The organism is Actinokineospora pegani (assembly GCF_009745975.1).
In the GTDB taxonomy this organism is placed as follows: domain Bacteria; phylum Actinomycetota; class Actinomycetes; order Mycobacteriales; family Pseudonocardiaceae; genus Actinokineospora; species Actinokineospora pegani.
On the sequence record NZ_WHOL01000122.1, the window covers coordinates 17,606 to 29,947 of the forward strand.

Annotated in this window: 13 protein-coding genes; 2 read left to right on the forward strand and 11 right to left on the reverse strand. The window is 72.8% G+C overall.

Annotation, left to right across the window (positions count from 1 at the left end):
- Positions 1 to 20 precede the first annotated feature (20 nt).
- Together GCL84_RS27190 and GCL84_RS27195 are read right to left on the reverse strand one after the other, a co-directional pair.
- Positions 21 to 776, reverse strand: a complete 756-nt coding sequence (locus GCL84_RS27190; protein ID WP_197523537.1) for an ESX secretion-associated protein EspG — start codon at positions 774 to 776, stop codon at positions 21 to 23.
- A gap of 45 nt (positions 777 to 821) precedes the next feature.
- The gene (locus GCL84_RS27195; protein ID WP_156758423.1) at positions 822 to 2,015 is read right to left on the reverse strand and encodes a cytochrome P450; all 1,194 of its coding nucleotides are present in this window, start codon (positions 2,013 to 2,015) and stop codon (positions 822 to 824) included.
- 103 nt (positions 2,016 to 2,118) lie between these two features.
- On the opposite strand from GCL84_RS27195, the gene GCL84_RS27200 reads away from it, so the two are divergent.
- On the forward strand, positions 2,119 to 3,042 hold the full coding sequence (locus GCL84_RS27200; protein WP_156758424.1) for a DUF5926 family protein: 924 nt from the start codon (positions 2,119 to 2,121) through the stop codon (positions 3,040 to 3,042).
- Between the two features lie 16 nt (positions 3,043 to 3,058).
- A complete protein-coding gene (locus GCL84_RS27205; RefSeq protein ID WP_156758425.1) occupies positions 3,059 to 3,394 on the forward strand; it encodes a DUF952 domain-containing protein in 336 nt (111 codons plus the stop codon).
- A gap of 22 nt (positions 3,395 to 3,416) precedes the next feature.
- Here the strand turns inward: GCL84_RS27205 and GCL84_RS27210 are convergent, their stop codons facing one another.
- The 9 genes from GCL84_RS27210 to GCL84_RS27250 all read right to left on the reverse strand — a co-directional run bounded on the left by GCL84_RS27210 (position 3,417) and on the right by GCL84_RS27250 (position 12,328).
- On the reverse strand, positions 3,417 to 3,947 hold the full coding sequence (locus tag GCL84_RS27210; protein ID WP_156758426.1) for a ferritin: 531 nt from the start codon (positions 3,945 to 3,947) through the stop codon (positions 3,417 to 3,419).
- 124 nt (positions 3,948 to 4,071) lie between these two features.
- Positions 4,072 to 5,292 (reverse strand): arginine deiminase, encoded by a 1,221-nt coding sequence (locus tag GCL84_RS27215; protein ID WP_156758427.1) that lies wholly within the window; start codon positions 5,290 to 5,292, stop codon positions 4,072 to 4,074.
- A 124-nt stretch (positions 5,293 to 5,416) separates the two neighbouring features.
- Positions 5,417 to 6,328, reverse strand: a complete 912-nt coding sequence (gene ligD, locus GCL84_RS27220; RefSeq protein WP_156758428.1) for a non-homologous end-joining DNA ligase — start codon at positions 6,326 to 6,328, stop codon at positions 5,417 to 5,419.
- The gene (gene ligD, locus GCL84_RS27225; RefSeq protein ID WP_156758429.1) at positions 6,318 to 7,769 is read right to left on the reverse strand and encodes a non-homologous end-joining DNA ligase; all 1,452 of its coding nucleotides are present in this window, start codon (positions 7,767 to 7,769) and stop codon (positions 6,318 to 6,320) included. The genes ligD (GCL84_RS27220) and ligD (GCL84_RS27225) overlap by 11 nt, the downstream gene beginning before the upstream one ends.
- Positions 7,770 to 7,805: 36 nt before the next feature.
- On the reverse strand, positions 7,806 to 8,654 hold the full coding sequence (locus GCL84_RS27230) for a CPBP family intramembrane glutamic endopeptidase (RefSeq protein ID WP_156758430.1): 849 nt from the start codon (positions 8,652 to 8,654) through the stop codon (positions 7,806 to 7,808).
- Between the two features lie 60 nt (positions 8,655 to 8,714).
- Positions 8,715 to 9,500: a DUF2470 domain-containing protein gene (locus tag GCL84_RS27235; protein ID WP_156758431.1), complete on the reverse strand. Its 786-nt coding sequence runs from the start codon at positions 9,498 to 9,500 to the stop codon at positions 8,715 to 8,717.
- 97 nt (positions 9,501 to 9,597) lie between these two features.
- Positions 9,598 to 10,266, reverse strand: a complete 669-nt coding sequence (locus tag GCL84_RS27240; protein WP_156758432.1) for an IclR family transcriptional regulator domain-containing protein — start codon at positions 10,264 to 10,266, stop codon at positions 9,598 to 9,600.
- Complete coding sequence (gene fahA, locus GCL84_RS27245) at positions 10,266 to 11,465, reverse strand: fumarylacetoacetase (RefSeq protein ID WP_156758433.1); 1,200 nt, start codon at positions 11,463 to 11,465, stop codon at positions 10,266 to 10,268. The genes GCL84_RS27240 and fahA overlap by 1 nt, the downstream gene beginning before the upstream one ends.
- The gene (locus tag GCL84_RS27250; RefSeq protein WP_268891424.1) at positions 11,462 to 12,328 is read right to left on the reverse strand and encodes a hypothetical protein; all 867 of its coding nucleotides are present in this window, start codon (positions 12,326 to 12,328) and stop codon (positions 11,462 to 11,464) included. The genes fahA and GCL84_RS27250 overlap by 4 nt, the downstream gene beginning before the upstream one ends.
- Between the last annotated feature and the right edge of the window lie 14 nt (positions 12,329 to 12,342).

The window sequence follows — 12,342 nt, forward strand, 5'->3', positions numbered from 1 at the left end:
CCGTCACCCATTCGGCGGAATCAACTTTCGCGGGGCAGCGCCCGATGAGCGTCGTACAGACGTCCAGCCAATGCCGCCCGATCGGCGGGCCCCACTAGCACCTGACCTCTGGGAAGCGTCACGTTCTGGTACCGCCCCTGGACCGTGTCCACGTACCGGATCGGCTGCGGCGTCGAATGCCGCTGCCCGTTCCCGTGTCGCAGCGCCGTGTAGAGCTGTCCGCCGCCCGTCGTGGGCAAGCCGGAGATGCGCTGGAGTTCCCGCACGACCGGCGGGGCCTGGCGCACGCCCGCCGCCGTTCGGTTGACCCCGCCCGCGGCGGCTTGGATGTCCTCCGCGAACGCCGTGATCACCGGGCCCCGCGCAGGTCGAAGCTCAGGAAGGTGTCGCAACAAGGTCTCAGCAGGTCGGTCCGCAGGGGCAGGAGTGATGGTGAGGGTGCCCGTGTCCTGTGTGGCCAACACCGCCGTGCGCCCGGAAGCGGCCACGAGAGCGCCGGTGGTGCGCCCATCCATAGCCATCCATCCGTAGAACTCCGTCCGCGGAGTGCACAGCAGCGCCAACACCGCGACCAGGTCCGCATCAGCCCGCCCCCGCCGGTCCAACGCGCCCAGGGCAGCCAGTTCGGTGCGAACCTCGGTGGTCGCCCGGATGTCCTCGTCCGGTGGGTACCAGAGCGCCTCGGGTTCAAGGGTGATGTGCAGCTTTCCCAGGCGTTCCCCGGTCACGACGCGGGTCGCGGTGGTCAAGGACAGCGTGATCGGCTTGTCCAGCATTGTCGGCCCCCCAGGCGCATGCGGATGCCGCATCATTACACGGCGTCAACCCGCCGTCACGGGGAGGGAGTGGAAGCCGCGGATGACGAACTCCGGGCGGCGGGTCGGAGTGCCCGCGGGGGCGAGGTCCGGCAGGCGGGTGGTCAGGGCGCGCAGGGTCGCGGCTACTTCCACCCGGGCCAGGGGGGCGCCGACGCAGTAGTGGATGCCTGCGCCGAAGCCCAGGTGGGGGTTGGGGGAGCGGGTGATGTCCAGTGCCCCTGGGGTGGGGAAGACCTCGGGGTCGTGGGCGGCGGAGCCGAGGAGGGCGGCGATCTTCTGGCCGGGTTCCAGGGGGAAGCCCGCGACGGTGGTCGGTGCGGTGGCGGTGCGCTCGAACAGTTGCAGCGGGGCGTCGTAGCGGATGAGTTCCTCGATCGCCGTTGGCAGCAGGGTTTCGTCGTGCGCCAAGAGTTCCCACTGGGGGCGGTGGGCCAGCAGGGCGTGGACGCCGTTGCCGATGACGTTGACGGTGGCCTCGTGGCCTGCCATGAGGACCAGGACGGCGGTGGCCACCAACTCGTCCTCGGACAGCCGGTCCGCACCGTCGCGGGCGGCGACCAGGTCGCTGAGCAGGTCGTCGGACGGGTGGGTGCGGCGGTCGGCGATCAGCGAGCGCAGGTAGGCCACGAACTCGGTCGCGGCGGTCTCCGCGGCGAGGGCCGGGGCGGGTGGGAGGTCGTACTCGTACATCTTCACGATGGCGTTGGACCACGGTTGCAGCAGGTCCCGGTCCTGTGCGGGCACGCCGAGCAGTTCGCCGATCACCTGGATCGGCAGCGGGGCCGCGACCAGGTCGAGCAGGTCGGCGGAGCCCTCGTCGGCGATGCGGGCGGCCAGCGCCGCCACCAGGTCGTCGGCGAGGGCGTCGACGCGGGGGCGCAGGCGCTCGGTGTGGCCGCGGCCGAAGCCCGCCGCGATGAGGCGGCGCAGCCGGGTGTGCGTCGGGGGTTCGGACTCCAGCAGGGAGTTGCGGTGCAGCAGGTTGAACGACGCGAACGCCTCGACCGGCGCCGCGTCCGTCCACAAGCGACCTAGCGAGCGGTCGCGCAGCACCGCGTTGGCCGCCTCGTGGGTGACCGCGACGGCCAGGCCGAGGCCGGGGTGGTGGTGGACCGGGGCGGCGGCGCGCAGGGTCGCGAAGGCCGGGTACGGGTCGGCGATGAACGCCGGGTCGGCCGGGTCGAAGGTCGGGCTCACCCGCGCCACGGTAACCCGCTCGGCAACCCGCTCAGCACAGTGCGCCACTGGCACCGGTAGCGTCGGCCGGAGCGAAAACCGCCATCCCGACCAGGAGCCGCAGATGTCCAGGCGATCCGCCGAGAAGAACCAGCGCAAGGCAGACGACAACCCGCGCCGTCCCTGCCCCTGCGGCTCCGGGAAGCGCTACAAGGCCTGCCACGGCCTGGCTGGCGGTGTGGTCGAACTCCCGGTCAACCGGCCGTTCGAGGGCATGGCCCTGGAGTGCGAGCTGATCGCCATGCGCGAGTTCGTGCCCTCCGGCACGGCCAAGCTCCCCGGCACCGACCTGGTGCTGGCCACGGTGCTGCCGATGGCCGCGGCGGCGCTGGTGCGCGCCGACGGGGTCAAGTACGTCGGCCTGCAGGTGCAGACCCGGTCCAGCGACGTCAGCCGCGACCTGGCGCGGGCGGTGCTGTGGGCCCGCGACGCCGAGCCCGGCGACGTGCTGGCCGTGGTGAGCCCGGAGTTCGACGCCGGGGACAAGCCCGAGCGGTTGCAGGACCTGGTCGACACCGCCGCCGCGCTCGAGGTCGAGGTGCACGACGACTTCACCTGGTGGATGCCCGAGGGCAGCGAGCCCAGCGGCGAGGTGGCGCTGTCGCTGGAGCGGGCCAACAACGCGATCCTGCCCACCGAGCGGATCGGCGAGGCCGCCTACTGGGTCGACGCAGGCGAGAAGGCGCACCTGCGCTGGGTGCGCCCGGAGCCGGAGGACGACCTGCTGGCCGCGCTGGCCCGCCTGCACGCCGCGGGCGAGCTGGGGTTGGGCGAGGGCACCCGGTACGCGGGCTCGTTCCGCGCGCACGGGCTGCTGGTCCCGGTGTGGGACCTGGACCGGGAGATGCACGCCAGGGAGTGGGCGGAGCCCGCGGCCGAGCTGGGCAAGCGGCTCGAGACGGCGCTGGCGTCGGTGGGCGAGACCCCGCTGACCCCGGCCGAGCGGCGCTCGCGCGACGGTCTGCTCAACCGGCAGAAGACCCTCTGACCAGCGGGGACCGCTTGTGATCGTGTACATCACGGGGCGGGCCGACTGGCCCGCCCCGCAGATCGGGATCGACCCGGCCGCGGGGTTCGTGCACTGCTCGGACCCCGGGTCGGTGCTCATCCCGGCCCGCCGCCTGTTCGCCGGGCGGCGGGACCTGCTGCTGCTGGAGATCGACCCGGCCCTGGTGGGGGTTCCGGTGCGCTGGGAGCCCGGAGACCCGCCGGAGCCGGGCGGCCCCTGGTTCCCGCACGTCTACGGGCCCATCCCCGCGTCGGCGGTTGTCGCCGTGCACGAGTTCCCGTGCGACGACGACGAGGGATTCCGACTGCCGGAATCCCTCGCCGTCCGCTGACCACGACCTCCCAGGCCGGGCCTTAGAGCGCACCACCCGCCGCGCGCGGCGCGGTCTTGTCCGCGCTGGCGTCGCCGACGGCCTCGCGGGCCAGGAAGTTCTCCACGTCGAACAGGTTGCCGTTCGAGCGCTTCATGACGTTCAGGAGCGTGGTCATCGAGGAGACCTCCTCGACCTGCTCCTTGAGGAACCACTGGACGAACTGCTCGCCGAGGTAGTCGTCCTCGTCGCGGGCGGTCTTGGCCAGCGTGACGATCTGGTCGGTGACCGCGCGCTCCTGCGCCAGCGCGAGCTCGACGAGCTCGACGGCGTTGTTGAAGTCGTTGCGCGGCTCGTCGACGCCGGTCACGTGCGGCGTGACGTCGTTGTCGAGCAGGTACTGGGTGAGCATCATCGCGTGGTTGCGCTCTTCCAGCGACTGCTTGTAGAAGTGCTTCGCGAGCTGGGGCAGGTCCTGCCCGTCGAACCACACCGCCAGGGCGATGTACTGCTGCGACGCGCTGAACTCGTTGCGGATCTGGGTCTGCAGGAGATCGTTGAACTTTGTGGTCATGGCATCAACGATAACCGCGCGTTGTGCATTTATCGAATTCGTGGGATGGTCTCTTCGTCACATTAGGAAAGCCTATCTGACCCATTAGGAAAGCCTCTCCTAAATAAATTCAGGCAAGGCAAACCTAAACGATCGGATCGCGCAGGACCGGGCAGGACATGCACCGGGGACCGCCGCGGCCGGTGCCCAGTTCGGAGCCGCTGATCCGCAGCACCTCCACCCCGGCGTCCTCCAGCCTGGCGTTGGTCTCCACGTTGCGCTCGTAGGCCACGACGACGCCCGGCGCGACGGCGAGGGTGTTGTTCCCGTCGTCCCACTGCTCGCGCTCGGCGGTGACCGGGTCGAGACCGGTGTGGATCACGCGCAGCCGGTCGATGCCCATCGCGGTGGCGGCGGCCTCCAGGAACGGCGTCGGGCCCTCGACGGAGACGCCGTCCTCGGCCGCGCGCAGCGTGTAGGCGGTCAGCGTGTCGCGCACCGCCGGGTACATCACCACCGCGTCCCGGTCGACCATCGTGCACACCGTGTCCAGGTGCATCGTGGCGCGGTCCTGGGCGATCGGGACGGCCAGCACGGTGTGCGCCAGGCCGTCGCGGAAGGCCGACCGGGCCAGCGACTCCGCGCCCGCGGGGGTGGTGCGCTCGCCGACGCCGATGGCCAGCACGCCGGGGGCCAGCAGCAGCACGTCGCCACCCTCGACCGGGGCGGAGTGGGCGCCGTACGCGCGGCCCGCCGAGCGGAAGCGCGGGTGGTAGGCGTAGATCAGGTCCAGCAGCGCCGTCTCCCGGGCGCGCGCGGGCATGGCCAGCGACGCGATGGCCACCCGGTCGCCGATCCACACCGACGAGTCGCGGGTGAACAGCAGGTTGGGCAGCGGGTCGACGACGAAGTCGTGCGGGTGGTGCATCTTGCGGACCAGCGACGCGCCCTCGGCGTCGGGCAGCTCCTCGAAGGTCAGCCCGCCCATCAGCACGTCGGCCAGGCCCTTGGCGTCGACGGTCGCGAGGTGGCTGGCCAGCGCGTCACCCAGCTCCTCGCCCAGGCGGCGGCGGTCGACCGCGGTGTTCGCGGCGGCGGCGTGCGCGCGCTCGTCGGCCAGGGCGGCGACCAGGGTGTCGGCGAGCAGCATGACCTCGACGCCGCGGCCGGTGAGGACGTCGGCGAACCGGTCGTGCTCGTCCTGGGCGCGGTCGACCCACGGGATGGAGTCGAACAGGAGCTGGTCGTTGTTGCGCGGGGTGAGGCGCTTCAACTCGTTGCCCGGTCGGTGCAGCAGCACCGCGCGCAGCGGTCCGACCTCGCTGTCGACGCGGGGGGCGGGCTGGGCGGCATCGGGGTTGGTCACGGGTTCGAGCGTAACCACGGTGGCAGCGAATCGCTGCCTCCAAGCGAGTGTGACAGGGAGAAACGCCACAGATTACGGCTTTCAGCCGCGATTCGTTTCGTCCAAGCGGCGTTCGCGCGATGAATCATTGCGGCAGTCTTGGCCCGGGCTCCACCAGTGCGGCGAACAGGTCGCCGAGGTCGTCGAGGCGGTCCAGGACGTCGTCGGCGGTGAAGGTCAGGTCGTCGACCGACTCGCACGCCGCAACCTCCGCCCAGGTCACGGGGGTGGACGCGGTGGGCAGCGGCCGGGCGCGCAGCGAGTAGGGGGCGACGGTGGTCTTGTTCGGGCTGTTCTGCGACCAGTCGATGAAGACCTTGCCGCGGCGCAGGTCCTTCGCCATCCGGGAGACGACGAGGTCGGGCATCGCCTCCTCCAGCCGCTCGGCCAGCGCCTTGGCGTAGTTCGAGGTGCGCTCGGCGGTGGACGTCGTGACCGCCGCGTAGACCTGCATTCCCTTGGAACCGCTCGTCTTGACCACCGGCGTCAGCCCGTCCTCGGTCAGCGCTTCGCGCAGGGCCAGCGCGACCGGGCAGCACTCCACGATGGTGGCGGGGGCGCCGGGGTCAAGGTCGAACACCAGCCGGTCCGGGTTGCCCCGGCCGCCGCGCGGGCCGACGAGCCACTGCGGCACGTGCAGCTCCAGGCCCGCCAGGTTCGCCGCCCAGACGAGCGACGGCAGGTCGTCGAGCAGGGCGAAGTCGAGGCTCTCCGCACCGGTCGTGGAGCCGGGCGTGCGGACCGCGGCGGTCTTGATCCAGTCGGGGGCGTGCCGGGAGGCGTTCTTGTCGAAGAAGCCGGGCTTGGCCACGCCGTCGGGGAACCGGCGGAACGTGACCGGCCGCCCGGCCAGGTGCGGGGTGATCGCGGGCGCGACCCGGGAGTAGTAGTCGATCACGTCGCCCTTGGTGAAGCCGGCGTCCGGGTAGAGCACCTTGTCCAAGTTGGACAGGCGAATCCGCTGCCCCTGCACGTCGACGAGCACCTCACCCGACACCGCCGGACCACCTCTCCACGTCGTCCGGGTCCTTGTCCGGTCGCAGCCCCCGCCACGACGGCGCCCGCATCCGCCCGTCGGCCGTCCAGTTCCGGAACACCACCTCGCCGACCAGTTCCGGCCGCACCCAGTGCGCGCCGCGCGCCCGCTCCGGGGGCACCTCGTTCGCGAACGGGGAACCCTTGCGCTCCAACCGCTCCAGCTCGGCGTGCAGCAACCTCAGCACCTCGTCGGTGAACCCGGTGCCGACCTGGCCGACGTAGCGCAACCCGGCGTCCGACGGGACGCCCAGCATCAACGACCCGAACACCCCGCTGCGCCTGCCCTCGCCGGGGCGCCACCCGCCGATGACGACCTCGGTCGCCCGCAGGTCGGCGATCTTCACCCAGTCCGCCGAGCGCCTGCCCGGCAGGTAGCGCGAGTCCAGCCGCTTGGCGATGACCCCCTCGAGCCGCTGCTCCCGCGCGGTGTCGAGCACGGCGGACCCGTCGCCGGGGAAGCTGGGGGACAGGTTCCAGTGCGGCCCCCGCAGGTCCAGCCGCTCGAGCAGGTCGCGCCTGCGCTCGTAGGGCAGGTCGAGGCACGGCACCCCGTCGAGGTGCAGCACGTCGAACACCACGTAGGTGACCGGGAAGTCGGAGACGAGTTTGCGCGTCAGCCGCTCCGCGCTCGTGTTCATCCGCTTCTGCAGCGTCCCGAACGACGGCTTGCCGTCGGCGAACGCCACGACCTCCCCGTCGAGCCAGACCCGGGTGCTGCCCAGGTCCTCGCCCAGCGCCCGCAGCTCCGGGTAGGTGCCGGTGATGTCGTTGCCCTTGCGGGAGAACAGCTTCAACCGCCCACCCTCGACCCTGGCCAGCGCCCGCACCCCGTCCCACTTGAACTCGTAGGCCCACCGCTCGTCCTCGGCCGCGGGCGGCAACGAGCCGGGCACGGCGAGCATGGGCTCGATCAACTCCGGCAGGGGCGCCCTGTCCGGGTGCTGCGCGGGCTCGGACCGCCGGACCATCCAGTCCTTGTCCGACCGGCCCTGGAAGAAGGTGTACTTGCCGCTGACCCGCGAGCCGTGCAGCACCACCGCCACCTCGCGGTCGCTCCACTTCACCGTCTCGTAGGCGCCCCGGTCCCAGATGAACATCCGACCGCCGCCGTACTCACCCCGCGGGATCGAGCCCTCGAACGCGGCGTACTCCATGGGGTGGTCCTCGGTGCGCACCGCGAGCCGGATGTCCCCCTGCTCCTCGGGCAGTCCCTTCGGCACCGCCCAACTGACCAGCACCCCGCCCCGCTCCAACCGCACGTCCCAGTGCAACCGCGAGGCGTGGTGCTCCTGGATGACGAACGTGTCGTCGTTCCCCGCGGGCAGCGGCCCCTCGCCCGGCACCGGCTCCGGCGTCCGCCCAGCGTCCCGCTTGCGCCGGTACTCGCCGAGGCCGCCCATGGCCCCTTACTACCCGGACCAGCCCCCGCGCGCCAGCTATGGCAGCCAGGACACCACGCCGCTCAGCAGCGAATACCCCACGAAGGCGACCACGTCGATCACCGTGTGCGCGATGACCAGCGGCCACAGCCGGTTCGTCTTCTGCCAGTACCGCCCGTACACCAGCCCCATCACCACGTTGCCGATGAACCCGCCGAACCCCTGGTACAGGTGGTACGACCCGCGCAGCACCGCCGCGAACACCAGCGACGTGTTCTCCCGGAACCCGAGCTGCCGGAGCTTGGTCAGCACGTACCCGACGACCAGCACCTCCTCCGCCCACGCGTTCCCGGCCGCGAGCAGGACCAGCACCACCGGCCGCCACCACGTCTCGCCCAGCGTCGACGGAGCCACCGCCAGGTTGATCCCCGCCGCGTGCGCGACCAGGTAGAACCCGAGCCCCGGGACGCCGATCAGCGCCGCGAGCCCCAACCCCCGCAGCGCGTCCTTGCCCTTCTGCGCCAGGTCGAGGCCCACCGCCGACAGCCGGTACCCGGCGCGGTAGAGCAGGTAGACGCCGAGGGCGCCCCAGGCGGTGAGGCGGATGACGCCGGTGAGCTGCTTGAGGAAGTCGACGACGGCGGACTGGGCCTGGGGGACGTTGATCGCGACGGTCTGCTCGGACAGGCCCGCGGGCAGGAGCAGGGAGTCGAGCAGGGACAGCAGGCTGGCCAGGCCCGACAGGCCCAGGGTGACGGCGAAGACGACGAGGAGTTCGACCCGGATGAGCCTGCGCTCGGCCGGGTCGTCGACGAACTGCTCCACCCGCCGGGGTGGGGAGATCCACTCTCGCACGAGGTCCGAAACTACCCCCGGCGCTGTGCCGCGAGGAACGGACAGTGACATCGGAGTTGTCAGGGAGGCCGGCTGTCCGTTCCTCGCGGCGTCCGGTCCGGCGCTGGGTCGTCAGCCCCGGCGCTGTGCCGCGAGGAACGGACAGCCCACGAGCGCCCGCAGCTCGCGGCTCAGCTCGGCGGGGGTGTCCACCGGGCGGGAGAAGGCCAGCCGCACGTCGTGGTCGGTGTCGACGGCCTCCACCCGCAGGCGCAGGCCGTAGCGGTCGATGCCCAGCGGGCGGACGTGGCCGCCGCGCAGGTCGGCGGGGAGGTGGCGGACCAGGGCGCCGACGACGTCGGTGTGCGACAGCTCCAGGTGGCGCAGCCAGCCCGCCTCCTGGGTGGCGAACGGGTCCGGGGCGGCGCGGACGAAGTCCTCGCGGGAGACCGGGTCGGTGCCCTCGCCGTCGGCCAGCACCATCGACGCCGGGACCAGGGTCAGCAGGGTGGCGGTGTGGCCCAGGTCGAGCAGCCGGGGGTCGGGGCGCTCCTCAGCCACGGCAAGCGCTTGCGCGCGGGCCTCCCCGGCGGACAGGGCGCGCAGCCAGCCGGTGATCCAGAGCAGGCCGCGGATGGACTCGCGCAGCGGGACCGGGGCCGGGTCGGCCAGCTCCACCATGGTGGCCAGCTCGCCGCGCGGCGCGGTCCAGGCCGCGCCGACCAGCTCGTGGTCGGCGGGCAGCAGGACGCTGATGGTCCCGTCGGTGTGCACGTGGTGCAGCAGCGGGGTGAAGCGGTCGGCGCGGGCGGGGTCGCCCGCGGGGACCAGGGTGGCTCGGCCGCCGAGGGCGGCGATGGTCCTGGCGCGCTCCGCGGGGTGCGGAGCGCGGGGACGGGGCGCGTCGGGACTGCTCACTGGGCCACCTCCTACTTAGGCAACCCTAACTTGAGATCCGGCCTGCGGGAAAGACACCTCTTCGCGTTACTTTCAATCGCCCAGCCGGTGGGTGTCGTCACCGTAGGGCGTCAGCGATCAGGAGCGCGGCGGTGACGACCCCCGGCCCGACCACCCCGGCATCGATCGGCTCGAAGCTGACCACACCCACGCTGGCCCGCAGCCCGGACACGCCGCGCACCGGCGCGGCGATCCCGTGCGCGCCCGGCTGCAGCTCGCCCAGGCTGACCACCCACGGCCCGTCCTCGGCGCGCAGCCCGACCGCCCGGCCCGCCGCGCCCTTGTACAGCGGGTGGCGGGTGCCGACCCGGTAGGCCACGTGGTAGCTCGTCCACGACGGCTCGACCACCGCGACGGCCTGCGCCTCGTCGCCGTCGGCCACGGTCAGGTGCGCGGTCGCGCCCGAGGTCTCGGCCAGCTCGCGCAGCGCGGGCTGGGCGGCCACCCGCAGTTGCGGGGCCACCTTGGCGGCCAGTTGCAGCAGGCCGAGCCCGAGCCGCACCTTGGAGCCCTCGCGGCGCACCATCCCGCGCGTCTGCAACGGCACCAGCAGCCGGTAGACCGCCGCCCGGCTGGCCCCGATGGCCAGCGCCAGGTCGCTGATCGTGGGCGCCTCGGTGTCGGCGTCGGCGACCGCCTGCAGCAGTGCCAGGCCCCGGTCGAGGGTCAGCGAGCTCTCCTTGCCGCCCGCGGGGTCGCGCGGCGCGCTCGACCGGATGCCGGGCATCAGGTGGCCGCCAGCACGGTCCCGGCGACCTCGGCCAGACCGACCACCGACCCGTCCGGGCCCGGGGCCGTCGCGGTGATGACCACGGTGTCGCCGTCGAGCAGGAAAGTCCGCTCGCTGCCGTCGTCGAGCCGGACCGGCTCCTGGCCGCCCCAGGACAGCTCCAGGAACGACCCGCGCTGGTGCTTGCCCGGCCCGGAGACGGTCCCGGAGGCGAACAGGTCGCCGGGTCGCACGGTCGCGCCGTTGACGGTCATGTGGGCGAGCTGCTGGGCGCACGAGTAGGCCATCCCGGCGAACTCGGGCCGGGAGACGACCGTGCCGTTCCAGGAGACCTCGATGCCGATGTCCAAGCCCCAGTGCGAGTCCTCGACCAGGTAGTCCAGCCGGGGGTGGCCGGGGTCGGGGACCTCGACCCTGGCCGCGGCGAAGGCGTCGAGCGGGGTGATCCAGGCGCTGATGGAGGTGGCGAACGACTTGCCCAGGAACGGGCCGAGCGGCACGTACTCCCAGGCCTGGATGTCGCGCGCCGACCAGTCGTTGACCAGGGCGACGCCGAAGATGTGGTCCGGGGCCGCCGAGGTGCGGACCCGCCCGGCGACCGGGCCGCCGCAGACGAAGCCGACCTCGGCCTCGATGTCGAGCCGGGTGCTGGGGCCGAACTCCGGGCCCTGGTCCCCGCGCCGCTGCCCGTGCGGGCGGACGACGCCGGTGCCGGAGACCACGACCGTCCCGGACCGGCCGTGGTAGCCGACCGGCAGGTGGGTCCAGTTCGGCAGCAGCGGCTCGCCGTCCGGCCGGAAGATCCGGCCGACGTTCTCGGCGTGGTGGCGCGAGGAGTAGAAGTCCACGTAGTCGCCGACGGTGAACGGCAGCCGGGTCGGCGCCTCGGCCAGCGGGACGAGCACGGCCCCTGGCGGCGGGGCCGTCGCGGTGACCAGCTCGCGCAGCCGCGCCCGCAGCGACGTCCACGCGGGCCGCCCCAGCGCCAGCAGCGGGTCGAGCGACCCGGCCGCGACCGCGTCGGCCAGCTCGGGCGCGAACTCCCCGGCGATCGGCCGCAGCGGCAGCGCGTGGTCGCCGACCCGGACGGCCACGGCGGGCCCGCCGGGCAGCTCCACGACGCCGTAGGGCAGCGTCTGCGGCCCGAACGGCTCGTCCGCCCGGAACGCCGGGTCGGCGATCCAGGAGCCGCTCACAGCAGGCCCAGCTCTTCCAGGTCGGTCACCGGGGCCGACAGCGAGCACGACCCGTAGGAGCCGAAGACGGCGCGCACCGCGTGCGCGGCCTGGTCGGACAGCCCGGCGGCCTCCTCGGCGAGGAGCTTGCTGTCGGTCTCCGACAGCGCGGCCCGCACATCGCCGCCGGAGAGCAGGCGGGCGGTGGCGACCAGCAGGTTGAGGAACCCGTGGTGGGTGAACCCGGTGGCTTCCTCGGTGTGCCGGACGGCGTTGTGCAGGCCCGCGGTCGCCTTGAACGAGGCCTCGCCCGCGCTGATCACCGACAGGAAGTCGGCCACCTCGTCCACGCTGGGGAACGCCTCGTGGCTCAGCCCGCCGGTGCGGATCTTGGGCCAGCTCCCGTGCTCGACGACCCGGCGGATGCCCTCGAGCCACTCCACGCCGCCGCGGCGGGGCTCGACGACCCGGATGACGTCCTCCGGCACGAACTCGTTCACCCGCTCCAGCCAGACGTCGTCGATGTCGGCCGGGGCGGGCATCTCGACCATGCGCAGGGCCAGCAGCTCCGTGCGGGACTCGACGATGGACAGGGCCTTGGGCACCCCGCCGAGCCCGGTGTCGATCACCAGCGACAGCGCCACCGGTTTCGCGGGCTTCGCCTTCACCAACTCGGTGATCAGCTCGGGCAGGCGGGAGGCCTGGCACAGGAACAGGCCGACCAGGCCTGCCCGTTCCCCGTCGCGTCCCGCGAGGTGCAGGCGCACCGCGTCGGGCATCGTCGCGCTGCCCGGTGGGAACAGGGCGGCGTCGTCGACGAGCCGCGCGAACAGGGGCGGGATGCCGCGTGGGCCGGGCGGGTGCAGGGGAACGGCGCTTGACACGGCTGACACGCTAG

Bases quoted from the DNA above. Each gene is read 5' to 3' on its own strand.
- GCL84_RS27230 (WP_156758430.1), bottom strand. From the start codon at position 8,654: ATGTCACTGTCCGTTCCTCGCGGCACAGCGCCGGGGGTAGTTTCGGAC.
- GCL84_RS27210 (WP_156758426.1), bottom strand. From the start codon at position 3,947: ATGACCACAAAGTTCAACGATCTCCTGCAGACCCAGATCCGCAACGAG.
- GCL84_RS27240 (WP_156758432.1), bottom strand. From the start codon at position 10,266: ATGCCCGGCATCCGGTCGAGCGCGCCGCGCGACCCCGCGGGCGGCAAG.
- GCL84_RS27200 (WP_156758424.1), top strand. From the start codon at position 2,119: ATGTCCAGGCGATCCGCCGAGAAGAACCAGCGCAAGGCAGACGACAAC.
- ligD (WP_156758429.1), bottom strand. From the start codon at position 7,769: ATGGGCGGCCTCGGCGAGTACCGGCGCAAGCGGGACGCTGGGCGGACG.
- GCL84_RS27190 (WP_197523537.1), bottom strand. From the start codon at position 776: ATGCTGGACAAGCCGATCACGCTGTCCTTGACCACCGCGACCCGCGTC.